This window comes from Acidocella sp. MX-AZ03, assembly GCF_027626035.1.
GTDB lineage: Bacteria > Pseudomonadota > Alphaproteobacteria > Acetobacterales > Acetobacteraceae > Acidocella > Acidocella facilis.
Genome location: NZ_CP110774.1, coordinates 353,300 through 378,066, shown reverse-complemented (window position 1 = coordinate 378,066; position 24,767 = coordinate 353,300). Strand labels below are relative to the sequence as shown.

General features: G+C 65.8%; 30 protein-coding genes, 1 other RNA gene and 5 pseudogenes. 24 read left to right on the top strand and 12 right to left on the bottom strand.

Going from position 1 to position 24,767, the window contains the following annotated elements:
- Nucleotides 1-89: 89 nt before the first annotated feature.
- Nucleotides 90-2,070: pseudogene (gene priA, locus GT370_RS02155) on the bottom strand (replication restart helicase PriA).
- Between the two features lie 45 nt (nucleotides 2,071-2,115).
- Here priA and fsa point away from each other — a divergent pair.
- The 4 genes from fsa to GT370_RS02135 all read left to right on the top strand — a co-directional run bounded on the left by fsa (nucleotide 2,116) and on the right by GT370_RS02135 (nucleotide 5,176).
- The gene (gene fsa, locus GT370_RS02150; protein ID WP_008493457.1) at nucleotides 2,116-2,772 is read left to right on the top strand and encodes a fructose-6-phosphate aldolase; all 657 of its coding nucleotides are present in this window, start codon (nucleotides 2,116-2,118) and stop codon (nucleotides 2,770-2,772) included.
- The gene (locus GT370_RS02145; protein ID WP_008493459.1) at nucleotides 2,765-3,667 is read left to right on the top strand and encodes a tyrosine recombinase XerC; all 903 of its coding nucleotides are present in this window, start codon (nucleotides 2,765-2,767) and stop codon (nucleotides 3,665-3,667) included. Before fsa ends, GT370_RS02145 begins: the two co-directional genes overlap by 8 nt.
- Before the next feature lie 2 nt (nucleotides 3,668-3,669).
- Nucleotides 3,670-4,326: a hypothetical protein gene (locus GT370_RS02140; protein ID WP_008493460.1), complete on the top strand. Its 657-nt coding sequence runs from the start codon at nucleotides 3,670-3,672 to the stop codon at nucleotides 4,324-4,326.
- A gap of 73 nt (nucleotides 4,327-4,399) precedes the next feature.
- A complete protein-coding gene (locus GT370_RS02135; protein ID WP_008493461.1) occupies nucleotides 4,400-5,176 on the top strand; it encodes a sulfite exporter TauE/SafE family protein in 777 nt (258 codons plus the stop codon).
- A gap of 37 nt (nucleotides 5,177-5,213) precedes the next feature.
- On the opposite strand, the gene GT370_RS02130 is transcribed toward GT370_RS02135, so the two are convergent.
- The 7 genes and pseudogenes from GT370_RS02130 to GT370_RS02100 all read right to left on the bottom strand — a co-directional run bounded on the left by GT370_RS02130 (nucleotide 5,214) and on the right by GT370_RS02100 (nucleotide 8,066).
- Entirely contained in the window at nucleotides 5,214-5,840 is a 627-nt protein-coding gene (locus tag GT370_RS02130) for a phosphoribosylanthranilate isomerase (RefSeq protein ID WP_008493462.1), read from the bottom strand.
- Nucleotides 5,837-6,531, bottom strand: a pseudogene (gene pyrF, locus GT370_RS02125) (orotidine-5'-phosphate decarboxylase). Before pyrF ends, GT370_RS02130 begins: the two are co-directional and overlap by 4 nt.
- Nucleotide 6,532: 1 nt before the next feature.
- Nucleotides 6,533-6,778: a LapA family protein gene (locus GT370_RS02120; RefSeq protein ID WP_008493464.1), complete on the bottom strand. Its 246-nt coding sequence runs from the start codon at nucleotides 6,776-6,778 to the stop codon at nucleotides 6,533-6,535.
- Nucleotides 6,779-6,822: 44 nt separating this feature from the next.
- Complete coding sequence (locus GT370_RS02115) at nucleotides 6,823-7,146, bottom strand: integration host factor subunit beta (RefSeq protein ID WP_008493465.1); 324 nt, start codon at nucleotides 7,144-7,146, stop codon at nucleotides 6,823-6,825.
- 132 nt (nucleotides 7,147-7,278) lie between these two features.
- A non-coding RNA gene (gene ssrS, locus GT370_RS02110) (6S RNA) lies at nucleotides 7,279-7,436 on the bottom strand.
- A gap of 62 nt (nucleotides 7,437-7,498) precedes the next feature.
- A complete protein-coding gene (locus GT370_RS02105) occupies nucleotides 7,499-7,822 on the bottom strand; it encodes a cell division protein ZapA (protein ID WP_234731369.1) in 324 nt (107 codons plus the stop codon).
- Between the two features lie 4 nt (nucleotides 7,823-7,826).
- Nucleotides 7,827-8,066: a hypothetical protein gene (locus GT370_RS02100; RefSeq protein WP_008493467.1), complete on the bottom strand. Its 240-nt coding sequence runs from the start codon at nucleotides 8,064-8,066 to the stop codon at nucleotides 7,827-7,829.
- An 86-nt stretch (nucleotides 8,067-8,152) separates the two neighbouring features.
- Between GT370_RS02100 and GT370_RS02095 the strand changes: the two genes are divergently transcribed.
- The 4 genes and pseudogenes from GT370_RS02095 (at nucleotide 8,153) to GT370_RS02080 (ending at nucleotide 10,897) form a co-directional block, all read left to right on the top strand.
- A complete protein-coding gene (locus GT370_RS02095) occupies nucleotides 8,153-8,458 on the top strand; it encodes a hypothetical protein (protein ID WP_270183815.1) in 306 nt (101 codons plus the stop codon).
- Between the two features lie 104 nt (nucleotides 8,459-8,562).
- The gene (locus GT370_RS02090; protein ID WP_008493470.1) at nucleotides 8,563-9,477 is read left to right on the top strand and encodes a class I fructose-bisphosphate aldolase; all 915 of its coding nucleotides are present in this window, start codon (nucleotides 8,563-8,565) and stop codon (nucleotides 9,475-9,477) included.
- Between the two features lie 232 nt (nucleotides 9,478-9,709).
- A pseudogene (gene thiE / locus GT370_RS02085) lies at nucleotides 9,710-10,344 on the top strand (thiamine phosphate synthase).
- 148 nt (nucleotides 10,345-10,492) lie between these two features.
- Complete coding sequence (locus GT370_RS02080) at nucleotides 10,493-10,897, top strand: hypothetical protein (protein WP_144052673.1); 405 nt, start codon at nucleotides 10,493-10,495, stop codon at nucleotides 10,895-10,897.
- A gap of 34 nt (nucleotides 10,898-10,931) precedes the next feature.
- Here GT370_RS02080 and GT370_RS02075 read toward each other — a convergent pair whose 3' ends face one another.
- Nucleotides 10,932-11,291, bottom strand: a complete 360-nt coding sequence (locus GT370_RS02075) for a hypothetical protein (RefSeq protein WP_008493473.1) — start codon at nucleotides 11,289-11,291, stop codon at nucleotides 10,932-10,934.
- A 24-nt stretch (nucleotides 11,292-11,315) separates the two neighbouring features.
- Nucleotides 11,316-12,284 (bottom strand): EF-P lysine aminoacylase EpmA, encoded by a 969-nt coding sequence (gene epmA, locus GT370_RS02070; protein ID WP_008493474.1) that lies wholly within the window; start codon nucleotides 12,282-12,284, stop codon nucleotides 11,316-11,318.
- Nucleotides 12,285-12,307: 23 nt separating this feature from the next.
- Between epmA and GT370_RS02065 the strand changes: the two genes are divergently transcribed.
- The 4 genes and pseudogenes from GT370_RS02065 (at nucleotide 12,308) to GT370_RS02050 (ending at nucleotide 14,806) form a co-directional block, all read left to right on the top strand.
- The gene (locus GT370_RS02065) at nucleotides 12,308-13,042 is read left to right on the top strand and encodes a radical SAM protein (protein WP_270183814.1); all 735 of its coding nucleotides are present in this window, start codon (nucleotides 12,308-12,310) and stop codon (nucleotides 13,040-13,042) included.
- Nucleotides 13,033-13,383 (top strand): hypothetical protein, encoded by a 351-nt coding sequence (locus GT370_RS02060; RefSeq protein WP_270183813.1) that lies wholly within the window; start codon nucleotides 13,033-13,035, stop codon nucleotides 13,381-13,383. Before GT370_RS02065 ends, GT370_RS02060 begins: the two co-directional genes overlap by 10 nt.
- Before the next feature lie 10 nt (nucleotides 13,384-13,393).
- The gene (locus tag GT370_RS02055; protein WP_008493476.1) at nucleotides 13,394-13,708 is read left to right on the top strand and encodes an ArsR/SmtB family transcription factor; all 315 of its coding nucleotides are present in this window, start codon (nucleotides 13,394-13,396) and stop codon (nucleotides 13,706-13,708) included.
- A 37-nt stretch (nucleotides 13,709-13,745) separates the two neighbouring features.
- A pseudogene (locus GT370_RS02050) lies at nucleotides 13,746-14,806 on the top strand (alkene reductase).
- A gap of 41 nt (nucleotides 14,807-14,847) precedes the next feature.
- Here GT370_RS02050 and GT370_RS02045 read toward each other — a convergent pair.
- Nucleotides 14,848-15,261: a YbfB/YjiJ family MFS transporter gene (locus GT370_RS02045; protein WP_270184340.1), complete on the bottom strand. Its 414-nt coding sequence runs from the start codon at nucleotides 15,259-15,261 to the stop codon at nucleotides 14,848-14,850.
- Nucleotides 15,246-16,022, bottom strand: coding sequence for a YbfB/YjiJ family MFS transporter (locus tag GT370_RS02040; protein WP_270183812.1), 777 nt, complete (start codon nucleotides 16,020-16,022; stop codon nucleotides 15,246-15,248). Before GT370_RS02040 ends, GT370_RS02045 begins: the two co-directional genes overlap by 16 nt.
- A 135-nt stretch (nucleotides 16,023-16,157) precedes the next feature.
- Between GT370_RS02040 and purC the strand changes: the two genes are divergently transcribed.
- The 12 genes and pseudogenes from purC (at nucleotide 16,158) to GT370_RS01980 (ending at nucleotide 24,767) form a co-directional block, all read left to right on the top strand.
- Nucleotides 16,158-16,922, top strand: coding sequence for a phosphoribosylaminoimidazolesuccinocarboxamide synthase (gene purC, locus GT370_RS02035; RefSeq protein ID WP_008493479.1), 765 nt, complete (start codon nucleotides 16,158-16,160; stop codon nucleotides 16,920-16,922).
- 50 nt (nucleotides 16,923-16,972) lie between these two features.
- A complete protein-coding gene (gene purS / locus GT370_RS02030) occupies nucleotides 16,973-17,215 on the top strand; it encodes a phosphoribosylformylglycinamidine synthase subunit PurS (RefSeq protein ID WP_008493480.1) in 243 nt (80 codons plus the stop codon).
- Between the two features lie 88 nt (nucleotides 17,216-17,303).
- Nucleotides 17,304-17,429: a hypothetical protein gene (locus GT370_RS02025; protein WP_270183811.1), complete on the top strand. Its 126-nt coding sequence runs from the start codon at nucleotides 17,304-17,306 to the stop codon at nucleotides 17,427-17,429.
- Nucleotides 17,426-18,538: a voltage-gated potassium channel protein gene (kch, locus tag GT370_RS02020; protein ID WP_270183810.1), complete on the top strand. Its 1,113-nt coding sequence runs from the start codon at nucleotides 17,426-17,428 to the stop codon at nucleotides 18,536-18,538. Before GT370_RS02025 ends, kch begins: the two co-directional genes overlap by 4 nt.
- A gap of 239 nt (nucleotides 18,539-18,777) precedes the next feature.
- A pseudogene (gene purQ, locus GT370_RS02015) lies at nucleotides 18,778-19,439 on the top strand (phosphoribosylformylglycinamidine synthase subunit PurQ).
- Nucleotides 19,436-21,604 carry a phosphoribosylformylglycinamidine synthase subunit PurL gene (purL, locus tag GT370_RS02010; RefSeq protein WP_008493483.1) on the top strand — a complete coding sequence of 723 codons (2,169 nt, stop codon included), beginning with the start codon at nucleotides 19,436-19,438 and terminating at the stop codon, nucleotides 21,602-21,604. The pseudogene purQ and the gene purL overlap by 4 nt, the downstream one beginning before the upstream one ends.
- Nucleotides 21,605-21,620: 16 nt before the next feature.
- A complete protein-coding gene (locus GT370_RS02005; RefSeq protein ID WP_008493484.1) occupies nucleotides 21,621-21,854 on the top strand; it encodes a BolA/IbaG family iron-sulfur metabolism protein in 234 nt (77 codons plus the stop codon).
- A 14-nt stretch (nucleotides 21,855-21,868) separates the two neighbouring features.
- Nucleotides 21,869-22,204 (top strand): Grx4 family monothiol glutaredoxin, encoded by a 336-nt coding sequence (gene grxD, locus GT370_RS02000; RefSeq protein WP_008493486.1) that lies wholly within the window; start codon nucleotides 21,869-21,871, stop codon nucleotides 22,202-22,204.
- A 149-nt stretch (nucleotides 22,205-22,353) separates the two neighbouring features.
- Nucleotides 22,354-23,445, top strand: coding sequence for a glycosyltransferase family 4 protein (locus GT370_RS01995; protein ID WP_270183808.1), 1,092 nt, complete (start codon nucleotides 22,354-22,356; stop codon nucleotides 23,443-23,445).
- 101 nt (nucleotides 23,446-23,546) lie between these two features.
- Entirely contained in the window at nucleotides 23,547-23,834 is a 288-nt protein-coding gene (locus tag GT370_RS01990; protein ID WP_270183807.1) for an EAL domain-containing protein, read from the top strand.
- On the top strand, nucleotides 23,804-24,394 hold the full coding sequence (locus tag GT370_RS01985; protein ID WP_270183806.1) for an EAL domain-containing protein: 591 nt from the start codon (nucleotides 23,804-23,806) through the stop codon (nucleotides 24,392-24,394). Before GT370_RS01990 ends, GT370_RS01985 begins: the two co-directional genes overlap by 31 nt.
- Nucleotides 24,395-24,500: 106 nt before the next feature.
- Complete coding sequence (locus GT370_RS01980) at nucleotides 24,501-24,767, top strand: DUF3253 domain-containing protein (protein ID WP_008493490.1); 267 nt, start codon at nucleotides 24,501-24,503, stop codon at nucleotides 24,765-24,767.

The following is a 24,767-nucleotide window of genomic DNA, read 5'->3' as shown; positions in this document are numbered from 1 at the left end:
CTTCAATCCTGGTTGATCATGGTCGGATGAACCCGATCTAGCCCGAAAAACCTTAGGTTAAACCCCAAGGCACATGACCATTTCTTTATTTACATGAACGAAACAGGGTCCACATCCACATCCAGCTTCACCTGGCGGGGCAAGGGCACCTGCGCCAGCCAGGCCCGCAGCAAAGGCTGCACCGCGATATCGCGCCTGGTGCGCAGCAACAGCCGCCGCCGGTGCCGCCCGCGCAGCAACGCGATCGGCGCCGGGGCCGGGCCCAGCATTTGCACCCCCTCCCCTTGCGGCGCCACCCTGGCCAAGGCCCGCGCCGCCTGGTCGGCGATGCGCTCATCCTCGGCGCTCACAATCAACGCCGCCAGCCGCCCGAAAGGCGGCCAATGGCCAGGCCGGCGCAGCGCCGCCTCCTGCTCCAGAAAAGCCGTCAGATCCCCGGATAATAGAGCTTCGATCACCGGATGCGAGGGATCATAGCTCTGCAACAGCACGCGCCCCGGCGCCTCGGCCCGCCCGGCGCGCCCGGCGACCTGATGCAGCATCTGCACCGTATGCTCCCCGGCCCTTAAATCCCCACCCGCCAGCCCCAGATCCGCATCCACCACCCCACCAGGGTCAGATGCGGAAAATGCCAGCCCTTGGCGACCATCTGGGTGCCGATGATGATGCCGACCTCGCGCTTGGAAATCTTTTCCGCGGCCTCTGCCGCCTGGGCCGGGCCGGCGATCACGTCCGAGGCCATGGTCAGCGCCGCGACATCCGGAAACAGCTCCGCCACCTCCTCGGCGATCCGCTCCACGCCGGGGCCGATCGGCACGAAGCTGTGCTCAGCCTCGCAAGTGGGGCATTTGGCCGGGCGCTGCAGGCTGTAGCCGCAATGATGGCAGGAAAGCCGGGGCGAGGCCTTATGCTCGACCAGCCAGGCCGAACAATGCGGGCAGGAGAGCCGGTGGCCGCAGGTGCGGCAGAGGGTGAGCGGCGCATAGCCGCGCCGGTTGAGGAACAGCATCGCCTGCTCCTCGCGCGCCAGCGTCTCGCGCATCGCCGCCACCAGCAAGGGCGAGAGGAATTTGCCGCGCTCGGGCGGCGCCTCGCGCATGTCCAGGGCTTCCATGCGCGGCATCGTCGCCCCGCCATGGCGGGCGGGCAGATCCAGCTTGCGATAGCGCCCCTGGGCGGCGTTCTCGGCTGTCTCCAGGCTCGGCGTGGCGCTCACCAGCAGCACCGGGGCGGCGCAGAATTTGCCCCTTACCACCGCCATGTCCCGGGCGTGATACATCACCCCGTCCTCCTGCTTGAAGGAGGTCTCGTGCTCCTCATCCACCACGATCAGCCCGAGATCGGCAAAGGGCAGAAACAAGGCCGAGCGCGCGCCGACCACCACATCCGCCCGCCCCTGCGCCACCGCGCGGTAGGTCTCGCGCCGCTGCGCCGGGGTCAGCTCCGAATGCCAGACCGCCGGGCGGGCGCCAAACCGCGCCTCGAAACGCGCCAGCATCTGCACCGAGAGCGCGATTTCCGGCAGCAGCACCAGCACCTGCTTGCCCAGCCGCAACGCCGCCGCCACGGCTTCGAGATAAACCTCGGTCTTGCCGGACCCGGTGACGCCATCCAGCAGTGTCACCGAAAACGCTGCCTCCGCGACCGTTGATCGCAGTGCCACGGCGGCGGCCTCCTGGATCGCCGAGAGCGAAGGGCCGGGCCGGGCGGCATCCGCGCCGCCAAAGGCGAAGCTCTTGGCGCGTTTCGGGGGCGCCTCCAGCAGCTTCTCCTTCAGCGTCAGCGCCAGCACATCGCCTCGGGGCGCCAGCGTATAGCCCCCACCCAATCGATGAATGTGCGCAGATCCTCCGGCAGTTTTGGGAAGTCCAGCACCTCCGCCACCGGCCGGATTTTCACCGCCTCGTCCGGCGGCTCATCCCACACCGCCCCCACCACCATCCGCCGCCCCAAAGGCACGCGCACCAGCGTGCCCGGCGCCAAGGACGCCTGCGCCTCATAAGTAAAGGCCTTATCGAATTTATAGGGGAGCAGGACGCTGACGCGGCTTGTGGGTGAAGGTTGCTCCATGCTGTATGCTCTTAACCAGAGTCTAAGTTCACCGGAAAGCCACACATGAAATTCTTTGTCGACACCGCCGAAATCGCTGAAATCCGCGAGCTGGCCACCACCGGCCTGCTCGATGGCGTCACCACCAACCCGTCGCTGATCGCCAAATCCGGCCGCAAGATCCTCGATGTCATCGCCGAAATCTGCGAGGTCGTCCCCGGCCCGGTGAGCGCCGAGGTGGCCGCCACCGAATATAAGCAGATGCTGGCCGAGGCCGAGGTGCTGAAGAAGATCGCCCCGAATGTCTGCATCAAAGTGCCGCTGACCCAGGACGGCTTGAAAGCCTGCTACGCCCTCTCCCAGGAAGGTGTGATGGTCAATGTCACGCTCTGCTTCTCCGCCGCCCAGGCGCTGCTCGCCGCCAAGGCCGGCGCCAGCTTCATCTCCCCCTTCATCGGGCGGCTGGATGATATCGGCCAGAACGGCATGGAGCTGATCGCCGACATCGTGACCATCTATGACAACTACCCGAACCTGAAGACCGAGGTGCTGGCCGCCTCCATCCGCAACCCGATCCATCTGATCGAGGCGGCGAAGATGGGGGCCGATGTCGCCACCATCCCGCCCTCCGTCATCAAGCAGCTCTACGCCCACCCGCTGACCGACAAGGGCCTGGCTGGCTTCCTGAAGGATTGGGCGGCCACCGGGCAGAGCATTGTCTGACGACTTACTGACCGCATTCTGTTCCTGGCTCGGCGCTGAGCGCCGGGCCGGGGCGAAGACGGTCGAAACCTATGCCCGCGATGTGCGGGCATTTTTGTCTTTCATCGCCGAGCATCGTGGCGAACCGCCCACCCCCGCCCGCCTTGGCGCCCTGCGCGCCGCGGATTTCCGCGCCTTCCTCGCCCGCGCCGCGCAGGAAGGGGACATCAACGCCACCCGTGCCCGCAAACTCTCCGCTTTGCGCACCTTCTATCGCTATCTGCACAGGCATCACGGGGTGGAGACGGTGCAGCTCTCCCTGCTCGCCCGCCCGAAGCCGAAGCCGCCTCTGCCCAAGGCGCTCTCCCCCGAACAGGCGCTCAGCGTCACCCATGATATCGGCGAAGCCACCGACACCGCCTTCGAACAGGCGCGCGACGAAGCGCTGATGGCGCTGCTCTACGGGGCGGGCCTGCGCATCGCCGAGGCGCTGGCGCTGAATATCGGCGATCTGCCGGCCGCCGATGATGCGTTGCGCGTCACCGGCAAGGGCCAGAAGCAGCGCATCGTGCCGCTGCTGCCGGCGGTGCGCGCCGCCATCGCCGGCTGGCTGAAGCTGCACCCCAATCCAGGGCGGGCTGAGCCGCTCTTCATCGGCGTGCGCGGCGGCCGGCTGAACGCCTCCATCGCGCAGAAAAATCTGCGCAATTTCCGCCGCCTGAACGGGCTGCCCGAGCACGCCACCCCGCACGCGCTGCGCCACAGCTTCGCCACCCATCTTCTGGCCGGCGGGGCGGATCTGCGGGCGATCCAGGAGCTGCTCGGCCATGCCAGCCTGTCCACCACGCAACGCTATACGGATGTCGAGACCAGCCAGCTGATGGATATCTGGCGTAAAGCGCACCCGAGGGCCTGAACATGAAACCCTGTTGGCTTGCTCTGTCGCTGCTGCTCTTCGCCGCCCCCGCCGCGGCGCAGCCTTGTTGCGGCGCCATCACCAAGCAAGGCGCACAGCTGAGCGGGTTTCTCGATGCCTCGCATGTCGATCAGCTCTGGCTGCCGCATCAGCATGTGCTGTGGCGCAGCGGCAAGCCAAACCCGCTCTTTCCCGGCTATTCCAAGGGCACGCATTGCAGCGCCTACGCCGCCGCGATGGCGATGCGGCTGCACGTGCCCCTGCTGCATCCGCCTGAACATGGCCAGCGCGACCTCGCCAACGCCCAGTATGAATGGCTGCAAACCCAGGGTCCGGCGCAAGGCTGGCAGAGCGTGGATTTCATCAAGGCGCAGAGCCTCGCCAACCAGGGCTGGCTGGTGCTGGCGGTGTTCGAAAACCCAGACACCGCCAGGCCCGGCCATATCGCGGTGATCCGCCCCAGCGGCAAAAGCCAGGCGGCACTGGCGCAGGAGGGGCCGCAGGAAGCCCAGGCCGGCGAGCAGAACGATACCGACACGGATATCGCCCAGGGCTTTGCCCATCATCGCGGCGCCTGGGTGCCGGGGGGTGGCGGTAGCGTGCGTTTCTTCGCTCACCCGATAGGCTGGGCGCGGATCGCCGCCGCCGCACCGCCCTGAGGCGAAACCCCGCCATCTTGCAGGCCGAAAAGCTTTATGACATTTTAATCCTACATCACCGATAGGAATTTAAATGTTTCAGACTGCCTATGTCGTCTCCGGCGCCTTTGTCGGGTTTCTGGTGGGGCTCACCGGGGTCGGCGGCGGCTCGTTGATGACGCCGCTGCTGGTGCTGTTCTTCGGCCTGCATCCGAGCACGGCGGTGGGCACGGATCTGCTGTTCGCCGCCGCCACCAAATGCGCCGGCACCGCCGTGCATAGCGGCGGCAAGAGCGTGGATTGGCGCATTGTCGGGCGGCTGGCCACCGGCTCGATTCCGGCCACCGTGCTCAGCCTGGGGGTGATCGCCTGGCTCGGTGCCGCCAGCAAGGATGTCTCCGCCGCGATTTCCTATATTCTGGGCATCGCCTTGCTGCTCAGCGCCGTCTCGCTGCTGTTCAAGGAGAAGATCGTCAAGGCCATCGCCAGGCGGCACCCGGAATTCGGCGACGGCGAATCGCGCCGGCTGACCATCATTGTCGGCTTCGTGCTGGGGATTCTGGTGGCGTTTTCCTCGGTCGGCGCCGGGGCGCTGGGGACGATCGCGCTGATCATCCTCTATCCGCGCCTGCCGATGGTGCGCATCGTCGGTTCGGACATCGCCCATGCGGTGCCGCTGACGCTGCTGGCCGGGCTTGGCCATCTGGCGCTGGGGACAATCAATGTCCATCTGCTGGGCGCGCTGCTGATGGGCTCCATCCCGGGCATCATCCTCGGCAGCCTGCTGGCGAAATTCGCGCCGGACAAGCTGCTGAAACTCTGCCTGGGCCTCATCCTCGCCCTGGTCGGGGCGAAGATGCTGTTCAAATAAACGCGAAATTTTCGGGCGGCGCCTGCCCGCAAACCCCTCAGCCTTGTTTCACCGCCTCAACAAAGGCCCGGATCAACCCCGGGTCCTTCTCGCCCGGCGCCCGCTCCACGCCCGAGGACACATCCGCCCCCGGCGCCCCGGTGATCGCCAGCGCCCGCGCCACGTTCGCGGGGTTCAGCCCCCCGGCCAGCAGCCAGGGCTTCGCCGGCCGGAATTTCGCCAGCAGCTCCCAATCCGCCTGCACGGCATTGCCGCCCGGGCGCGTCGCCCCCGGTGGCGGCTTCGCCTCGACGATATAGCCATCGGCGGTGTCGTCATGCGCCGGAAACTCGGCCTCACGCTCCACCCCCAGCGCGTGCCAAACCGGCCGGCCAAAGCGCAGACGCAGCGCCTGCACCTGTTCCTTCGTGCCATGCACCTGCAGAATATCCAGCGAGATATCCCGCAGCACGTCCTCCACCTCATCCAGGCCCGGATTGACGAACAGCCCGACGCGTTGCGGCCCGCCCGCATGGCGCAGCGACAATTCCTGCGCCTCGACGCTGGTCACGTAACGCGGCGAAGGGGCGAAAAATACGAACCCGACGAAATCCGCCCCAGCCTGCACGGCGGCGTCAAACCCCGCCGCATCCTTCAGCCCGCAGATCTTGACCAGCCGGCTCATGCGATGCTGGCGGCAATCTCGGCCGCCGCCGCGCCAGGATCCGCCGCCCCGGTGATCGGCCGGCCGACGACGATGTAATCCGCCCCCGCCGCCACCGCCTCCCGCGGCGTCATCACCCGCGCCTGGTCGCCCAGCGCCGCACCTTCCGGGCGAATGCCGGGCACCACCAAAATCGGCGCTGACCCGAGCGCATCGCGCAAAATCGAAACCTCATGTGGCGAACAGACCAGCCCATCCGCTCCGGCGGACAAAGCCAGCCGCGCCAGCCGCAGCACCTGCTTCGCTGTCCCGCCGGAAATACCGGTCTCGGCCAAGCCTTCGGAATCGAAGCTCGTTAGCACCGTCACCGCGATCACCTTCGGCCTGGTCGGCCCTATCTCCCCGCCGCCTTCGCCGCCGCCTCGATCATCCTGGTGCCGCCACCGGCATGAATGGTGATCAGCTTCGGTCCCAACGGCAACAACGCGCGCACACCGCCCGCCACCGTATTGGGAATATCGTGCAGCTTCAGATCCAGGAACACATCCGCGCCCTGCGCCGCCGCCTGATAGCCGTCCACGCCATGGCGCAGGAAAAATTCCAGCCCCAGCTTCACCATGCCGCAATGCGGCGCCACATCGCGCACCAGCGCCTGGGCGCGCACCAAATCCGGCGTATCGATCGCCGCGATCAAACGACCCGTCATGTTCATCTCACCTGATTATCGTCGGCTGCGTCACCGGCACCGCCGGCGCCGGCGGGGTCAGCTCCACCACACGCTTCTCGGCCTGGCGCGCCCGGCGCCGCCAATGCAACTGGCGCGGCAGCGCCACCAGCAGCCCGACAAAAAACCCGATGGCCAGCGCCACCACCGCCACCGGCCCCAGCCAGGCGGAGGCGGAGCCAAACGGCCAGAACCCGATCTGCACCGGCACCCGGTTGGAGAGCACGAAAATCACCAGCGCCAGGATGACCAGGAAGCCGATGATGAATTTGATGGATTTCAGCTCTTTACTCCACTCGTCTTCTTCGCCGCGGCGGGGGCGGCGGGTTTGTTGATCCGCTCGCGCAACTCCTTGCCGGCCTTGAAGAACGGCACGGATTTCTGCGCCACATCCACCGTCTCCCCGGTGCGCGGATTGCGCCCGGCGCGGGCCTGGCGGCGCTTCACGGTAAAGGCGCCAAAGCCGCGCAGCTCTACCCGCTCCCCGCGCGAAAGTGCGGCCGTCATCTCGTTGAACAAGGCCGAGACGATCTTCTCCACATCCGCGACGGTCAAATGCGGGTTGTCTTCCGCCAATCCAGCGATCAATTCCGAACGTGTCATGAGGTCCCCCAACGCTCAACGATGCCAGGATGTAACAGGCAGGTCAACAATTTCATAGGGTTCGGACGACAAACCGGCTTGTTATCGCCAATTTCATCTTCGCTATAGAGTCTTCGCGACAAAGCAGGGGAAGGTGGAGCCACCCTGGCCGTTGGCGTTTGCATCCTCCCAAGGCCTGCAAGTGCAGGTGGGTGCCAGATATCCGGACCAGGGCCCGGACAGAGCCAGCTCCCGAGGGAAGTGCTTAACGGCCCAGGGGATGTCTTGCCTGACGCACCGGGCAGCTCCGCGAACAGATTTAGGCAAGACCCGCGCGCCCCGCAATCACCTTGAGGGCGCTATTTTCGAAAAATCAGAGATCCAGCAGGTCGGAGGCGATTTCCTCGGCCCGCGCCGCCACCCGGCGCAGCCGCGCCCGGCGCTCGCCATCGGCCCGCGGCGTCGCCGCCACCGGCGCGCTGGCCGGCGGGTTGGTTTTCACATCATGCAGCTCGTCGGCCAGCAGCAGCGCGGCCAGCATCAGCAGCCGCGCCTCCCCGGCCTGGCCACCGATCGCCTTGATATGGGTGATGCGCTGCTCGATCTCGGCGGCCATCTTGCCGAGATGCTCCTCCTGCCCGTCCTCACAGCCGACCTGATAGGCATAGCCATTGATGCGGATGGTGACCTGCGCCATGGGCTTATTCCTCCGTGGGGGTCTGAGGCGGGGTGAGGCCGCCGCGCAGCCGCAGGATCACCTGGTCCAGCGCGCTGGCCAGGGCCTCGCGGTCAAGCTCCTCCTCCTGCGGGGCAGGATCCTGGGGCGCAGGATCGCGGGGCACAGGCAGGGCGGCTTTACCGTTGCGGGTCACGGATGCGATCTTGCGCAGCGCGTCCTCGATACGGTTCAGGATTTCGTCTTCAGATTCCGACTCAGACATGCCAGCCATTCAACCCGAGCGCGCCGTGCGCGGTCAAGGAGAACCCCGCAGATGAATGATGAACTCTCACCCTTGCCCCGGCGGTGATGGTGCACGGGCTCTCAGCCGCGCGGATGGCCCTGGCCCCCGGCCTGGCGGTGACCCTGCTTTCCGCCCCCGGCGCCGCCCTCATTATGGGGGCGGCCTGGTGGTGCGCCCTGCTCCGCGACTCGGGCCATGCTGGCCCTTCCCTGCTGGATTGCGCGGATGCGCCCGGCCGCGCCGCCGAGGCGCTGGCGCTGGGCTGCCAGGGGCTCATTCTCGCCCCTGCCCCGCCTGGCCCGAGATCGCCACCCAGGCCCGGCGCAACGGCGCGATTCTCCTCGCCACCGCCCCCGCCTATCTGGAGCTGAGGTTAAAGCCCTGCGAAAAACGGCTGATCTCCTGGCTCGGCGGATGACAGCGCGTTGTTCTTGGGTTACATCGCCGCCAGTTTCCCCAAGGAGGACTGGTTCAGATGGCGATGACCGAAACCGTTAAAAAAATTCTCTCTCACTATGAGAGCGACAATCCCGGCACCAAGACAAACCTCGCCCGCATCCTGATGCAGGGCAAGCTGGGCGGCACCGGCAAGCTGGTCATCCTGCCGGTCGATCAGGGCTTCGAGCACGGCCCGGCCCGTTCCTTCGCGCCGAATCCGGCCGCCTATGACCCGTATTACCACTACCAGCTGGCCATCGATGCCGGGCTCTCCGCCTATGCCGCCCCGCTCGGCATGCTGGAAGTCGGCGCGTCCGAGTTCGCCGGGCAGATCCCGACCATCCTGAAGGTCAATTCCTCCAACTCGCTCGCCACCGACAAGAACCAGGGCCTCACCGGCTCGGTCTCCGACGCGCTGCGCCTGGGCTGCTCGGCCATCGGCTTCACCATCTATCCGGGCTCCGAATTCGCCTTCGACCTGATCGAGGAAATCCGCGAGATGGCCGAAGAGGCGAAATCCGCCGGCCTCGCCGTCGTCGTCTGGTCCTATCCGCGCGGCCCGATGCTCGACAAGGCCGGCGAGACCGCCCTGGATATCTGCGCCTATGCCGCCCACATGGCCGCCCTCATCGGCGCCCACATCATCAAGGTGAAGCCGCCGACGGATGTGATCTCGCTGGAAGCCGCGAAGAAATCCTATGCCGGGTTCGATGCCTCCACCATGGCCAAGCGCGTCAAGCACGTGGTCGATAGCTGCTTCGCCGGCAAGCGCATCGTCGTGTTCTCGGGCGGCGAGGCCAAGAGCCTGGACGCGCTGTACGAGGAAATCCGTGGCCTGCGCGATGGCGGCGCCAACGGCTCCATCATCGGCCGCAACACCTTCCAGCGCCCGCGCGAGGAAGCCCTGGCGCTGCTGCAGAAGATTATCGATATTTATTTGAATAAGGCCTAAGGCAAAGGGGCTTTGCCCCTTTGAACCCCAGCAGGGGCCTCGCGCCGGAGGCGCGCCTCATACAAAGCGGCGCCCCTTTGGGGCGACGCCCCTGCACCCCGCTGGGGCCGAGAGGCCCCAGACCCCACGACTTTGGGCAACCCATGCGGCCACGCCCGGGACCCAGGTCGCAAAAGTTTTTGGGTGCAGCCTTTTTCCAAAAAGGCTGCTCTTTCTTTATCAAGAGTTCTTCATGCCCGATTGCCGCCTCTACCTCATCACCCCGCCCATCCTGCCCGAGAATTTCGAGCGCCTCCTCGCCGAAGCCCTGGATGCCGGCGACGTCGCGGCCCTGCAATTGCGCCTGAAGGACGTGCCGGAAGCCGAGCTGCTGCGCGTCATCGACCGCCTGCGCCCCATCGCGCAAAGCCGGAACGTCGCCTTCCTGCTCAATGACAATCCGGCCCTGGCGGTAAAATCCGGCTGCGACGGCGCCCATGTCGGCCAGACCGACATGCCCGCCAAACAGGCCCGCAAAATCCTGGGCGACCTCACCCTGGGCGTCACCTGTCACAATTCCCGCCATCTGGCGATGGAAGCCGGCGAGGCCGGGGCCGACTACGTCGCCTTCGGCGCCTTCTTCCCCACCACCACCAAGGAACCGCCGGAAATGGCGGAAATCGAAACGCTGAAGCTCTGGGCGGAGACGATGGAAATCCCATGTGTGGCCATCGGCGGCATCACCGCCGAAAACTGCGCCCCCTGGTGGAAGTCCGCGCTGAATTCGTCGCTGTCTCGGGTGCTGTGTGGAACCACAAGGACGGTGCGGCCGCCGGCGTCAAAGCCATGCTGCGCGCCATCGAGGCCGCGACGCCGCCGGAGGCGTAAAAAAGACGTGGAGTGTTTTTGAACTCCCTCGCACGCCCAAAAACTTTGACAACTATATGCTTGGCTAAGCAGTCTTTCCTTCGTAACCTTGAGCCAACTCTCAGTCGGACATCGACAGGCTTTTCCAGAAAAGACCAAACGAGCAACCATGACAGACTGGTCAACTATTTCTGCGCAAGAAAAAGCTGAGATCTTACGCAGCTTAACATCAGTTGGTCCGAAAAAGGCTGTCGGTTACTTACCTTTGTACACGATAAGAGACATCCTTCGCCTTCAACCCGAGCAGGTGGCTCGGGAAGCAGAAGATGATGGTCTGAGAGCGCTTATCATTGACACAGCCCGCATAAAAAGCGGTGCCCTCTATGTTTATCACCAGGACACTTTGTCTCGTCTACTTCTTAAATTCGAAGAAATCGTCGTCGCCGCGAATGCTCCTATCGACCCAGACAAATTCATTGAGCTCATTGCCCACCACCAGTTCGAGCCGAACCACCCTCTTTATCGGATCATTGCATCGGCGTTCAACGACAACTCGTTTCCGATAAGCACTTAGCCAAGCATATAGGCGCCCAACCTTTTATCCCTGGTTAGCGGCAATCATTCCCACGCAGCGTATAATTCTCCACCTTGCCGCCCTGCAGCGCGAAGGTCGCCTCACAGCTGTAAATCTGCACATCCGCAGGCAGGCCGCCATACGCCCCCCAGCCCGGTCCCCAGCCCCATCCGCCCCAGACCGGCCCCATCGGAATGCTCTGCGCGTCATACCGTAGCGTGTAGGCCAGATAGGTGATATCCCCCACCTTGATCTGCCGCTGCGGCACGCCGAACTGCGCCACCAGCGTCGCTTCCGGCGCGCCGATATAGCTCGCCAACCGCGTATCCAGGCTCGGCCCCGTCGCACAACCGGCCAGCCCCAAACCCAAAGCCAGAGCATAAATCGGACGCATCGAAAAACTCTCCTTCAGAGCCTCTTATATAAGTGCCGCGGGCAGCCATAAAACATCGGCAATGCGCCTGGCATTGGTCGCCAGCATCGCCAGCCGGTCGAACCCCAGCGCAATCCCGGCACAGGCCGGCAACTGCCCCACCGCCTGCAGAAATTCCTCATCCAGCGCCCAGTCCGGCCCATACAGGGCATGCCGCCGCGCCCGGTCCTCGATAAACCTTGCCCGCTGTTCCGCCGCATCCGTCAGCTCGACAAACGCATTCGCCAGCTCGATGCCGCAGACATACAGCTCAAACCGCTCCGCCACCCGTTCATCCTGCGGGCATCGACGCGCCAGCGCCGCCTGGGCGGCGGGCCAATGGGTGAGAAACGTCGCCCGCCCCCGCCCCAGATGCGGCTCGATCTTCTCCAGCAACAGCCGGAAAAACAGATCCTCCCACTCCTCACCCTCCCGCAGCGCCACCCCCGCCTGCGCCGCCAGCGCCCTTGCATCCCCCGCCGTGCCCAGAACATCCGCGCCGGCATAGCGCGCAAACGCCTCCGCCACGCTCAGATACTCGGGCTCATCCAGCACGGTGGTGATCCCCCGGCAGCTCACCGCCGGCGGCAGCGTCGCCTGCAACAGTGCAAACGTCTCCGCCATCAGCGCGCCCATATCCGCATGCAGCGCGTACCATTCCAGCATGGTGAATTCCGGCGCATGGGTGTCGGACCATGGCTCATCGCGCCACACCCGCGCCATCTGAAAAATCGGCCCCGAGCCGCCAGCCAACAGCTTCTTCATCGCGAATTCCGGCGAGGTGTTCAGCCATTCCGCCCCGGCCTGGCGGGCGCGAAGATGCACCTCCTCCCCTGGTGCCGCCACGGCATAAGGTGTTTCCACCTCACTATAGCCGCGCGCGGTGAAGAAGGCGCGCACGCCCGAAGCCAGAAGATTGCGCCGGCGCAGAAGCGCCATGCGGTCGGGCAGGGTCTGCCAGGGTTGAGAGCTCATGCCCGCCGGTTTACACGCTCCCGATGCCGGACGGAATTTCCTCCCCCAAACAACGCACGCTGCGCACCCCGCAAGAGCTGGTGCAGGCTGGGCTGCTGCCGCCCGAGGCCCTGGCGGACGCACAGGCCGTCGCCACCCGCTACGCCATCGCCGTGCCCCCCGCTTTGGCCGCGCGCATCGAAACCCCGCACGATCCGCTGGGCCTGCAATTCATCCCGGACGCGGCGGAGCTGATCACCGCCCCGCATGAGGATGCCGACCCGATCGCCGACGAAGCCCTCTCCCCTATCCCCGGCATCGTCCACCGCTACCCGGACCGGGCTTTGCTGAAGCCGCTGCTGGCCTGCCCGGTCTATTGCCGCTTCTGCTTCCGCCGCGAGCAGGTCGGCCCGGATGGCGGCCTGCTCTCCGCCGATGAACTGGACGCCGCCTATACCTACATCGCCGAGCACCCCGCCATCCGCGAAATCATCCTCACCGGCGGCGATCCGCTGATCCTCTCCCGCGCCGCCTCGGCGACATTCTGCGCCGCCTGCAGGCGATCCCCCATGTCGAGCTGCTGCGCATCCATAGCCGGGTGCCGGTGGCCGACCCGTCTCTGCTCAGTGACGCGCTGCTGGCCGCCCTGGACATCGAAACCCCGCTCTACATCGCCGTGCACGCCAATCACGCCCGGGAATTCTACCCCGAGGCCAATACCGGCCTGCGGCGCCTCTCCCGGCTGGGCATCCCGCTACTGGGCCAGAGCGTGCTGCTGAAGGGCGTGAATGACAGTGAGGACGCGCTGGCGGCGCTGTTCCGCGCCATGCTCCGCGCCCGGGTGAAGCCTTACTACCTGCACCAGCTCGACCCCGCCCCGGCACCGCGCGCTTTCATGTGGAACCGGCGCGTGGGCGGGAGATTTTGGCGGCGCTGCGGGGCCGGATCAGCGGGACGGCGTTTCCGACCTATATTCTCGATCGGCCTGGGGGCTGGGGAAGATTCCGCTTTAGGCGTTGCGCCGCCCGTGCCACCGCCCGGGCGTTTGTGGGAACTTTTTGAAAAAAGTTCCCACACCCTCAAAAACTTTTGCCCTTTAAATCGGAAATTACCGATCTAAATATCGACAGATGACGATGCAGAGCCCGCCCGCACTGGATGAAATCCTGAAAGCCCTCGCCAACCCGGCGCGGCTCTCCATCCTGCGCGGGCTGCGCGACCCGGCAAAGCATTTTCCCGGCCAGGACCACCCGTATGAATGGGGCGTCTGCGCCCAGAAAATCGAATCCGCCTGCACCCTGTCGCAATCCACCGTCTCCGGCCATCTCGCCATCCTGCACCAGGCCGGCCTCATCACCGCGAAAAAATGCGGCCAATTCGTGTTCTACCAACGCGATGAAGCCGCCATCGCGGAATTTCTCACGCTGCTGAAGGCGCAGCTATGAGCGCGCTTTTCCTCTCAACCTGAAACAAGGACGAACCATGCCCAATTTGTTTGACCCGCTGAAGCTCGGCGAACTCACCCTGCGCAACCGCATCATCATGGCCCCCTCACCCGCTGCCGCGCCTCCGAAGGCCGCGTGCCGAACGCGCTGATGGCCGAATATTACGCCCAGCGCGCCGATGCCGGGCTGATCATCACCGAAGCCACCTCCGTCACCCCGATGGGTGTCGGCTACCCGGACACACCCGGCCTGTGGAGCCAGGAGCAGGTGGAAGGCTGGAAGCTCATCACCAAGGCGGTGCATGACAAAGGCGGGCTGATCTTCGCCCAGCTCTGGCATGTCGGCCGCATCTCCGCCCCGCTCTATCTGAATGGCGAGCTGCCGGTGGCCCCCTCGGCCATCGCCGCCCAGGGCCATGTCAGCCTGGTGCGCCCGCTGCAGGATTACGTCACCCCGCGCGCGCTGGAGCTCAGCGAAATCCCCGGCATCATCGAATGCTACCGCAAGGCGGCGATGAACGCGCAGATGGCCGGGTTTGACGGTGTCGAGATCCACGGCGCCAACGGCTATCTGCTCGACCAGTTCCTGCAGGATTCCACCAATCAGCGCACCGACGAATATGGCGGCTCCATCCAGAACCGCGCCCGGCTGCTGCTGGAAGTGGTGGACGCCGCCGCCTCCGTGTTCGGCCCGGAGCTGGTGGGCGTGCATCTCGCCCCGCGCATGGACAGCCATTCGATGGGCGATTCCGACCGTCTCGGCACCTTCACCTATGTCGCCCGCGAGCTGCGCGAAAAGAACATCGCCTTCATCTGCGCGCGCGAGCACCAGGCGGAAGACTGGATCGGCCCGCAGCTGAAGAAAGCCTTCGGCGGCGTCTATATCGCCAATGAGGGCTTCACCAAGGAGAGCGCCGAGGCCGCGCTGGCCGATGGCGTTTGCGATGCCGTCGCCTGGGGCAAGGCCTTCATCGCCAACCCGGACCTGGTCACCCGCCTCAAGCAGAACGCGCCGCTGAACGAGCTGGATACCAGCACGATGTATGGCCAGGGCCCGAAAGGCTATACCGACTACCCGGCCCTCGAGACCGTCGCCTGACCCCACCAGCCCCGCTTCGGCGGGGCTGTTTTTTTGGCCCATCAATAAGCCTCAGCGGCGGCCGTCAGCCTGAGGCAGAGCCCGATCAGGCCGATACTGACCAGCATCGCCAGCGCGCCGATGCCAAAGAGCAGCTCATAGCTGCCGGTGAGATGGAACAGGTTGGAGAACAGCGCCGCCACACCGGCCTGCATCACCGCATAGGCCATCGTCGCCAACCCCCAATCGGCGGAGAGCCGGGCCGGCGGCACCATGCCGGCAATCGCCCCCGCCACCAGCATCACCGAACCAAGTGCGATGGCGCCCACCACCAGGGCGGAGACCGCCAGCGCCAGCTGCGCGTGCAGCAGCAGCGGCAGCGCCACGCCGCAGCCCATCAGCACATAGCCGGCCCCCAATGTCGGCAGAAAGCCGAACCGGTCGGCCACCCGCCCCAGGATCAGCGGCCCCAACATCGCCGCCACCCCCAGGCAGGCGGCCAGCTCCGCCCCGCCGCCACGCCGCGCCCAAGCCCCAAAGCCGCGAAGCTGGAGAGGAACAGCATATGCGGCACGAAGCCCAAGGCCGAGAGCGCATAGGCGGCGATCATCAGCAGCACCACACGCGGCGGCAGCCCGTTCGCGGCATGGCGCGGCGGCGGGGTGATCCGCGCTGGCGGCATCATCAGCGCCACCGCCAAGGTCGCCGCGACACTGACAACGCCCAGCACGATCCAGGTGCAGACCAGCCCGCGCGCCAGCAGCAGCGGCAGCAGAATGGCGCTGAAGGCCGTGCCCGCCCCCATCCCGGCGAAGGTGATGCCCGAGACCTTGCCGCGAGCCCGGGCCGGCGCCCGGCCGACCACGGCGGCGGCCATCAGCACCATCAAAATCCCGCCGGTGATGCCAGAGAGCAGCCGCCAGGCCCCGAACCAGAGCCAGCCCCAGTTCAGCGCCGAGGCCAGGATGGACAAGGCGGTCAGCCCCATGAAGCCCAGCACCGCCGGCTTCGCCGCGAAGGGGCGCCGCCAGACCCGCATCACCGCCGCGCCGATGAAATAGCCGGCCAGATTCGCCGCCCCCAGCCAGAAGGCGGCGGCCGCGCTGTACCAATGCGCCTTCGCCAGCGCTGGGACGATCGGCGCGAAGCCGAACCGGGCCACGCCGATGCTGACGAACATGGCCAGAAGACCGCAGAAGGCGGCCCGGTTGATCGGGAAGGTTTCGGGCGTTTCCATGGTTAAAGTCAGATAGCCTGACCCGCCCTTTCGCGCAGCCCCGCCAGGGTCTTGGCGCCCATGCTTGGCCCCCATGGTATTCCGGGGGCACCCTTGGTATAGACCGGCTCCGTTAATTTCGAAGGTTGTTCCGCCATGGCCCGCCGCCGCCAGCTCTATGAGGGCAAAGCAAAGATCCTGTTCGAGGGCCCCGAGCCCGGCACCCTCGTGCAATATTTCAAGGATGACGCCACCGCGTTCAATGCCCAGAAGAAGGGCACGATCACCGGCAAGGGCGTGCTGAACAACCGGATCAGCGAATTCCTGATGACGAAGCTGGCGGAGATCAACGTCCCCACCCACTTCATCCGCCGCCTGAACATGCGCGAGCAGCTGATCAAGGAAGTCGAGATCATCCCGATCGAGGTGGTGGTGCGCAACATCGCCGCCGGCTCCATCGCCCAGCGCCTGGGCATCCCGGAAGGTACGCGCCTGCCGCGCTCGATCGTCGAGTATTATTATAAGAACGATTCGCTGAACGACCCGATGGTGGCCGAGGAGCATATCACCGCCTTCGGCTGGGCGACCCCGCCGGACATGGACGACATCGTCCACCTCACTTTGCGCATCAATGATTTCCTCACCGGACTGTTCCTCGGCGTCGGCATCACCTTGGTGGATTTCAAACTGGAATTCGGCCGTCTCTACGAGAATGACGAGATGCGCGTGGTCCTGGCCGACGAGATCAGCCCGGATAATTGCCGCCTCTGGGATGCCAAGACCAACGAGAAGATGGACAAGGACCGCTTCCGCCGCGACCTCGGCAAGATCGAGGAAGCCTATCAGGAAGTCGCCCGCCGCCTGGGCATCCTCCCCGAAGCCGGCTCCCGGGACATGAAGGGCCCGGAGACGATGCAGTAACAAGCGCATCCGAACAATTAGCGCTTATTGATAAAAAGGTTTTGTGATAGATGAAGGCCATTGTCACCATCATGCTGAAAAACGGCGTGCTTGACCCGCAGGGCAAGGCCATTGGCCATGCGCTGAATAATCTGGGCTTTGACCAGGTGGGTGAGGTGCGCATGGGCAAGATCATCGAGCTGGAGCTGACCGAAACGGACGCCGCCAAGGCTAAGACCCAGGCCGAGGATATGGCCCGCAAGCTGCTGGCCAATACCGTGATCGAGAGCTTCAAGGTCGAAATCGCGGCCTGATTCGGGCAGGGCGCTTTACTTACGCGCCCTGGCTCTGCACTTAAAGGGGCATGTCTGCCCCTTTTTTCATATCCGCGCGGTGCGGCTGATGCCGCGGCTGCGGGCTGGCCTGGCAGCGTTGCGGCGGTTGCTGCTGCGGCTCTACCGCAGGATGCGGCTGGATCTCTGGTTCCCGCAGATCCCGCTGGGGCTGGCGGTGGGGCGGCGGGGATGATCGCGCTGCAGCCGGCGATCCGGCGCTACCTGTCCGAATATCTGCATCTGCAGCTCTCCGGCCTGTTCGATGCGCTGCATCCGCTGGATGCCAAGGTGCCGGCGCTGATCCTGCAGGGCGTGCCCAGCACCATCATCGGGGTGTTGCAGATTTTCGTGGCGGTCGGGTTGCTGCTGCGCTCGCGCCTGGCCTGGATCGCGGCGCTGCTGATGGCGCTGGCGCAGGGGGCGCTGGCCATCGGCTATAGCCATGAGGCCTGGTATTCGCCGCCGGTGCTGTATATCGGCACGGTTTTCATCATCCTCTCCGCCGCCGGGCGCAGTTTTCAGCGCTCCTCGCTGGCCGCCGGCACGCTGTTCGCCGTCGCCGCGACGCTGCTGCTGATCACCTATGGCGTGCTGGGTTCGCTGATCTTGGGCCAGGGCTTCGCGCCGCCGATCCTGGATATCCAGCAGGCCGCCTATTTCACCATCGTCACCATGTCCACCGTCGGCTATGGCGATATTCTGCCCAAGAGCGACGAGGCCAGGCTGTTTGTGATGTCGCTGATCGTGGTGGGCATCACCGTCTTCGTCACCTCGCTCAGCGCCGTGGTCGGGCCGCTGGTGCAGGGACGGCTGAGCCGCATCATCGACCCACATCAGAGGAAGCGCATGAAACGGGTGAATCATTACATCATCGCCGGCTCGGGCGCGCTGGCGCATAACACCGCGCGGGAATTGCTGGCGCGGGATAAAGCCGTGGTTGTCATCACCGATGAAGATGAGGATTTCGGCGCGGCCGAGATGGTGCATGGCGACGCTACCGAGCTGGACGTGCTGCGCCGCGCCGGGGCGGAGACGGCGCATGCGGTGCTCGCCCTGTCGCCGGACGATGCGGAGAATGCGTTCGTGATTCTGGCGCTGCGCGAGATGGGGTGCGAGGCGAAGAAGGTTGCGGCGGTGAGCAGCCGGAAGAATCTGGAGCGGGTGCGCCGGGTGCAGCCAGATATGATTTTGGCGCCGAACGTGTTTGGCGGCGAGGTGCTGGCGATGGCGCTGACGGAGGAGAAGATTGACGGCAACACGCTGGTGGAGCGTCTGCTGGATGTGGGCGCGCGGCCTGCCTAAAACAAACCTTTGAAAAATTTATAAAAGTTTTTTGGGGCCGCCCCCTTTTTTCAAAAAAGGGGCGGAAACGTTCGGGTGGTGGCAACGTCGTTGCCGCCACCCCAGACGTTCGTGGGGACTTTTTTCAAAAAGTCCCCACACCCCCAAAAACTTTTGGCATTTTATTTAAGGGGTCTTTGCACGGGCGCCCTGAGCCAAACCGCCTTGCTTGGCCGCGCCAGTTCCGGCATTAGCCCCCCATGCAAGCCGCCATCCTTCTGTTCCCGGCATCAACCGGGAACGCGACATGATCCTGGCCGTGCGCCAGAGCTTTGGCCGTGAACCGGCGATCGTCTGGCACAAGGACACGGAGCTGCCCGCCGGCACCGACCTCGTGATCCTGCCCGGCGGCTTCTCCTTCGGGGATTATCTGCGCTGCGGCGCGATGGCGGCGCAAAGCCCGATCATGCGCGCGGTGAAGGCCCATGCCGAGCGCGGCGGCTATGTTCTGGGCGTCTGCAACGGCTTCCAGATCATCACCGAGGCCGGGCTGCTGCCCGGCGCGCTGCTGCGCAATGCCGGGCTTCGCTTCCTCTCCATGGACACCATGCTGAAGGTCGAGCGCGCCGATACCGTGTTCACCTCGAAATGGGACAAAGGGGCGGTGTTCCGCGCGCCGATGGCGCATGGCGATGGCAATTACACCGCAGATGAGGCGACGCTCGACCGGCTGGAAGGCGAAAACCTCGTCGCCTTCCGCTATGCGGACCAAAACCGCAACGGCTCGGCACGCAGCATCGCGGGGATTTTCTCCCCGAACCTGCGGGTGCTGGGGCTGATGCCCCACCCGGAAAACCTCGTCGACCCGCTGATGGGCGGCATCGACGGCAAACCCCTCTTTGACTCCCTGGCGGCCGCATGACTGAAATTAATGAAACGCTCGCCAAATCCTTCGGGCTCAATGCCGAGGAATGGGGCAAGGTGCTGGAGATCATGGGCCGCACCCCCACCCTCACCGAGCTTGGCATCTTCTCGGTGATGTGGTCCGAGCATTGCTCCTATAAATCTTCCCGGGTCTGGCTGAAGGAACTGCCGACCAAGGCGCCCTGGGTCATTCACGGCCCCGGCGAGAATGCCGGCGTGATCGATATCGGCGAAGGGCTGGCGGCCATCTTCAAGATGGAGTCGCATAACCATCCCAGCTTCATCGAGCCCTATCAGGGTGCGGCGACCGGTGTGGGCGGCATTCTGCGTGACGTGTTCACCATGGGCGCGCGGCCGATCGCCAACCTCAACGCGCTGCGCTTCGGCGACCCGGCCTTGCCGGTGACCAAGCGCGTGGTGGATGGCGTGGTGCGCGGCATTGGCGGCTATGGCAATTGCGTCGGCGTGCCGACCGTGGGCGGCGAGGTGAATTTCCACCCGGCCTATAACGGCAACCCGCTGGTGAATGCGATGACCGTCGGCATCGCGCATCAGGACAAGATTTTCCTCTCCGCCGCCGCAGGTGTCGGCAATCCGGTGGTCTATGTCGGCTCCAAGACCGGGCGTGACGGCATCCATGGCGCCACCATGGCCTCCACCGAGTTCGACGCCGCCTCCGAGGATAAGCGCCCGACCGTGCAGGTCGGCGATCCGTTCACCGAGAAGCTTCTGATCGAGGCCTGCCTGGAGCTGATGCAGACGGATGCCATCGTCGCCATCCAGGACATGGGTGCGGCCGGCCTCACCTCCTCCTCCGTGGAGATGGCAGGCAAAGGTGGCGTCGGCATCGAGCTGAATCTGGACGATGTGCCGCAGCGCGAAACCGGCATGAGCGCCTATGAGATGATGCTCTCCGAGAGCCAGGAGCGCATGCTGCTGGTGCTCAAGCCCGAGCGCTCGGACATGGCCCGCGCCATCATCGAGAAATGGGATCTGGATTACGCCGTCATCGGCCATATCACCGATACCGGGCGCATCGTGGTCAAGCATCAGGGCGTGGTCGAGGCGGATATTCTGCTGGCACCTTTGGCCGACGAGGCCCCGCTCTATCGCCGCCCGATCGCGGAAACCCCCAAGCCCGCGAAGCTGGCGCCGATTGAGGCGCATGCGCCACTGGACCAGGCGCTGCTGAAGCTGATCGGCTCGCCGGATCTGTGCTCGCGCCGCTGGATTTTCGACCAGTATGACAGCTCCGTCGGCGGGCAGACAGTGAAGCGCCCGGCCCAGGCCGATGCCGCCATCGTCCGGCTGGAGGGCTCCAAGCGCGCCCTGGCCATCACCACCGACGTGACCCCGCGCTATTGCGTGGCGGATGCGGAAATGGGCGGCGCCCAGGCGGTGGCCGAGGCCTGGCGCAACATCACCGCGACCGGCGCGAAGCCGCTGGCGGTGACCGACAACATGAATTTCGGCAATCCGGAAAAGCCCGAGATCATGGGCCAGTTCGCCAGCGCCATCAAAGGCATGGCGGCGGCCTGCACGGCGCTGGATTTCCCGGTCGTCTCCGGCAATGTCTCGCTTTATAACGAGACCGAGGGCCGCCCGATCCTGCCCACGCCGGCCATCGGCGCGGTCGGCGTGATCGAGGATGCGGCTTTGGCGGTGGGCTATGGGCTCAGCCCCGACCTCACCTTGCTGGTCATCGGCGAGACCAAGGGCGAGCTGGGGCGCTCGCTCTATCTGCGTGAAATTCTCGGCCGCGAGGAAGGCGCGCCGCCGCCGGTGGATCTGGCGGTGGAGCGGCGCAATGGCGATTTCGTGCGCGGGCAGATCCTCGCCGGCGCCGTGGCCGCCTGCCATGACGTCTCCGATGGCGGGCTGCTCGTCACCGTGGCGGAAATGGCGCTGGCCGGGGATTGCGGCGCGGCGCTGACCGGCGCCGGGGCGGCCGAATATTGGTATGGCGAGGACCAGGGCCGCTATGTGCTGGCCGTGCGCGATGCGAGCGCGGTGCTGGCCGCCGCCGCCGCCGCCGGTATTCCGGCCCAGCATATCGGCGCGTCGTCGGAAGAGAAAAAATTGACTCTGCCGGATGGCCTTGCCATATCTCTGCCTCAATTGCGCGATGCCCATGAGGGGTTCTTCCCTCGCTGGTTCGCCTGAAAAAGGGTTTTAATAGATGGCCATGCCCGCGGGTGAGATCGAAGCTTTGATCAAGGCCGCCTTCCCTGACGCCACGATCCGGATCGAGGATCTGGCGGGAGATAACGACCATTATGCCGCCTATGTGGTGTCGGAAGCGTTCCGGGGCGTGCCCCGGGTGCGCCAGCACCAGATGGTTTACGCCGCCCTGCAAGGGCGCATGGGCGGTGAACTTCATGCCCTGGCGCTGCAGACAGCGGCCCCGGAATAAGGACCAAATACCCCATGGATAACCCCGTTTTTTCCACCATCCAGGCGCAGATCGACAGCGCTCCGGTCATGTTGTTCATGAAGGGCACCCCGCTCTTCCCGCAATGCGGCTTCTCCGCCCGCGTCGTGCAGATCCTGAAGCATGCCGGCGTCGCCTTCTCTTCGGTGAATGTGCTGGAAGACCCCGAGATCCGCGACGGGATCAAGCAATTCTCCAACTGGCCGACCATCCCGCAGCTTTATGTGAAGGGTGAGTTCATCGGCGGCTGCGACATCGTCACCGAGATGTATCAGAGCGGCGAGCTGCAGACCCTGCTCACCGAAAAGGGTGTCACCCAGAACGCGGCCTGACCGCGTGACGCAAGGGCAGGTGATCGCCATCCGTGACCGCGCCCGCCCTTGATCGTTTTCGTCACTGACGAACTGCCCAGACCAGGCGCCGCCGGGCATCTGGCGCTCAATTATGAAATTCTGGACTGGCTGCGGGCCGAGGGCGGGATGTGACCATCCTGCTCACCGGCGCGCGGCTGGCTTCGCCGTTGGCCTGGCTGGACGGGATGCGGGTGGACGGCCCAGGGCTGCGCCGCTATGGCCGGCTGGCATGGCCCGCCACCCTGCCCGGGCTGGCCCAGGCCACCGCCCGGCTGGGGCTACGCGCCCTGCCGAGGCGGCTGGCCCAGACTTTGCGGGCGCGGCGCAACCGGGCCGATGCGGTGCTGGGCAGCTTCGCCAGTGCGGCGGATCTGCGCTGGTGTGCCGCCGCCATCGCCCGGCTGCAACCCGAGGCGGTGCTGATCGACACCATCTTCCGGGCCGCTTTGCTGGCAGCCCCCGAGCTGCGGCAGGTGAACAACCTGCTGATTACCCATGACCTGTTCCATCGCCGTGCCGAGGCGCTAAGACTGGCCGGCTACAAGGTGCGCCCGGAGGGGCTGACCCGGCAGCGCGAAACCGAGCTGCTGGCCCGCGCCCGGCATATCACCGCGATCCAGCCCGAGGAGGCGGCGATTTTGCGCCAGATGTGCCCCGGCGCCGATATCCTCACCGCGCCGATGCCGGCCCTGCCCTGCCCGCCCCCGGCCGGACAAATGCGGCTGCCGGGCCGGCTGGTGTTCATCGGCAGCGACACTTTGCCCAATCTGGACGGGCTGCGCTGGTTTCTGAGCGAGATCTGGCCGGGGCTACGGGGCCAGGGGATCACGCTGGACCTGATCGGCGATTGCGGGCCGGCGCTGCGGGCGCTGCCCGAGGGGGTGAAGGCGCTGGGGCGGGTGGCGAAGCTCGCCCCGCTGCTGCACCGGGCGGCGCTCGCCATCGCGCCGTTGCGGGCCGGGTCGGGGCTGAAGATCAAGATGCTGGATTATGCCCGGCACGGGCTGGTCACCATCGCCACCCCGGCGGCGCTGGAGGGGTTCGCGCGGGACGATGCCGCGCCCTTCATCCCGGCCACCGGCGCGGCGGATTTCGCCGTGGCGATCCTGCGCCATATCGCCCCGCCGCCCCCGCCCGAGCCGGCCCTGGCCTATGTGGCGGGGCATTACGGCCGGGCACGCACCTTCGCCGGCTTGCGAGAGGCGTTAATTTCGGCCTGAATCCTGGGTTTTGTTAGGGGGATGTTAAGAGAGGCCGGGCAAATTGGCGCCATGCGCCTCCTGCACCGCCCAGCCCGCCCCTCTCGCCCCCGCGTGGCGCCATGACCGCGACACGCCAAGAATCGGATCATGCCGCCGAGGCTGAGCTGCGGGCGGAACGGGAGCTGAAGCAGCATAATGCCCGCCACCGCATCACCGAGCGGCGGCGCGTCATCCAGAAGCTGCGCCAGGCCTTGGCCACCAACAGGCTGGCGCTGCATTTCCAGCCGATCATCGCGCTGGCATCCGGGCGGGCCTGCGCGGCGGAGGTACAGCTGCGGCTGGACCATTCGCGGCGCGGGCTGATCCCGGCGGGCATTTGCTGCCGCTGGCCGAGCAATCGGACATGATCATCGATCTCGGCGCCTGGATGCTGCGCCAGGTCTGCGTGCAGGCGGCCCAGATGCCGCGGGATTTCACCCTCTCTTTGGCCTTGTGTCTGCGGCATCTGCGCTCCGGCCAGCTGGTGAAGCATGTGCTGGAGGCGTTGCAGCACGCCCAGGCTGAACCCTGCCAGCTGGAATTGCTGATCACCGAGGAGATGTTGCTGGATGCCAATGAGGATACGGTCTTCGCGCTGCGGGCCCTGCAGGGTCTGGGGCTGCGGCTGGCGCTGGACCATTTCGGCACCGGCTATGCCTCGCTCGCCCCGCTGCGCAAGCTGAATTTCTCCACCTTGCGGCTGGACCGCTCGCTGGTGCGCGATATCGAGGCGGATGGCGCGGCCGGCATCGTGCAGGCGGCGGTGGAGGCGGGGCACGCGCTGGGCTGCCAGGTGCTGGCGGACGGGGTGGAAAGCCAGACCCAGTATGATCTGTTGCGCCGGCTGCGGGCGGATCTGGCGCAGGGCAGTTTTTTCAGCGCCGCCATGGATGGCGCAGCGCTCGGCAGCCTGCTGGCACGGCGCTGAAGCCTGGCCGCTCGGCTGGCGGCACTCACCCGCTGACACGCAACTTTGCAAATCGCAATATGCTGCACCTTGATGCCTCCGCCGCTTGCGGCATAACTCTGTTCCCATGACCGCCGATCCCGCCGAACAGGCCATTCTCGACACGCTCGCCCAGCGCGGGTTGGACAAATCCATCTGCCCCACCGAGGCGGCGCGCGCGCTGGCGGGCCATCCGCAGGATGAAAGCTGGCGCCGCTCGCTGGCGCCGGTGAAGCTGGCGGCGCAGCGCCTGGCGCGGGCCGGGCGGATCGAGATTCTCCGCAAGGGCAAGCCAGTCGATCCCGAGACGCTGCATGGCGTGATCCGCCTGCGCCTGACCCGTCCGGAGGGCTGA

Coding starts and splice junctions, on each gene's coding strand:
- epmA (WP_008493474.1), bottom strand. CDS start 12,284: ATGAGCTCTCAACCCTGGCAGACCCTGCCCGACCGCATGGCGCTTCTG.
- GT370_RS02100 (WP_008493467.1), bottom strand. CDS start 8,066: ATGTCTGAGTCGGAATCTGAAGACGAAATCCTGAACCGTATCGAGGAC.
- kch (WP_270183810.1), top strand. CDS start 17,426: ATGATCGCGCTGCAGCCGGCGATCCGGCGCTACCTGTCCGAATATCTG.
- GT370_RS02075 (WP_008493473.1), bottom strand. CDS start 11,291: ATGCGTCCGATTTATGCTCTGGCTTTGGGTTTGGGGCTGGCCGGTTGT.
- GT370_RS01990 (WP_270183807.1), top strand. CDS start 23,547: ATGACCGCGACACGCCAAGAATCGGATCATGCCGCCGAGGCTGAGCTG.
- grxD (WP_008493486.1), top strand. CDS start 21,869: ATGGATAACCCCGTTTTTTCCACCATCCAGGCGCAGATCGACAGCGCT.
- GT370_RS02045 (WP_270184340.1), bottom strand. CDS start 15,261: ATGTTGGGGCCGCTGATCCTGGGGCGGGTGGCCGACCGGTTCGGCTTT.
- GT370_RS02115 (WP_008493465.1), bottom strand. CDS start 7,146: ATGACACGTTCGGAATTGATCGCTGGATTGGCGGAAGACAACCCGCAT.
- GT370_RS02040 (WP_270183812.1), bottom strand. CDS start 16,022: ATGGAAACGCCCGAAACCTTCCCGATCAACCGGGCCGCCTTCTGCGGT.
- GT370_RS02065 (WP_270183814.1), top strand. CDS start 12,308: ATGCCGGACGGAATTTCCTCCCCCAAACAACGCACGCTGCGCACCCCG.
- fsa (WP_008493457.1), top strand. CDS start 2,116: ATGAAATTCTTTGTCGACACCGCCGAAATCGCTGAAATCCGCGAGCTG.
- purL (WP_008493483.1), top strand. CDS start 19,436: ATGACTGAAATTAATGAAACGCTCGCCAAATCCTTCGGGCTCAATGCC.
- GT370_RS02005 (WP_008493484.1), top strand. CDS start 21,621: ATGGCCATGCCCGCGGGTGAGATCGAAGCTTTGATCAAGGCCGCCTTC.
- GT370_RS02055 (WP_008493476.1), top strand. CDS start 13,394: ATGACGATGCAGAGCCCGCCCGCACTGGATGAAATCCTGAAAGCCCTC.
- GT370_RS02080 (WP_144052673.1), top strand. CDS start 10,493: ATGACAGACTGGTCAACTATTTCTGCGCAAGAAAAAGCTGAGATCTTA.
- GT370_RS02025 (WP_270183811.1), top strand. CDS start 17,304: ATGCCGCGGCTGCGGGCTGGCCTGGCAGCGTTGCGGCGGTTGCTGCTG.
- purC (WP_008493479.1), top strand. CDS start 16,158: ATGGCCCGCCGCCGCCAGCTCTATGAGGGCAAAGCAAAGATCCTGTTC.
- GT370_RS02090 (WP_008493470.1), top strand. CDS start 8,563: ATGGCGATGACCGAAACCGTTAAAAAAATTCTCTCTCACTATGAGAGC.
- GT370_RS02135 (WP_008493461.1), top strand. CDS start 4,400: ATGTTTCAGACTGCCTATGTCGTCTCCGGCGCCTTTGTCGGGTTTCTG.
- purS (WP_008493480.1), top strand. CDS start 16,973: ATGAAGGCCATTGTCACCATCATGCTGAAAAACGGCGTGCTTGACCCG.
- GT370_RS02105 (WP_234731369.1), bottom strand. CDS start 7,822: ATGGCGCAGGTCACCATCCGCATCAATGGCTATGCCTATCAGGTCGGC.
- GT370_RS02130 (WP_008493462.1), bottom strand. CDS start 5,840: ATGAGCCGGCTGGTCAAGATCTGCGGGCTGAAGGATGCGGCGGGGTTT.
- GT370_RS02140 (WP_008493460.1), top strand. CDS start 3,670: ATGAAACCCTGTTGGCTTGCTCTGTCGCTGCTGCTCTTCGCCGCCCCC.
- GT370_RS01980 (WP_008493490.1), top strand. CDS start 24,501: ATGACCGCCGATCCCGCCGAACAGGCCATTCTCGACACGCTCGCCCAG.
- GT370_RS02095 (WP_270183815.1), top strand. CDS start 8,153: ATGGTGCACGGGCTCTCAGCCGCGCGGATGGCCCTGGCCCCCGGCCTG.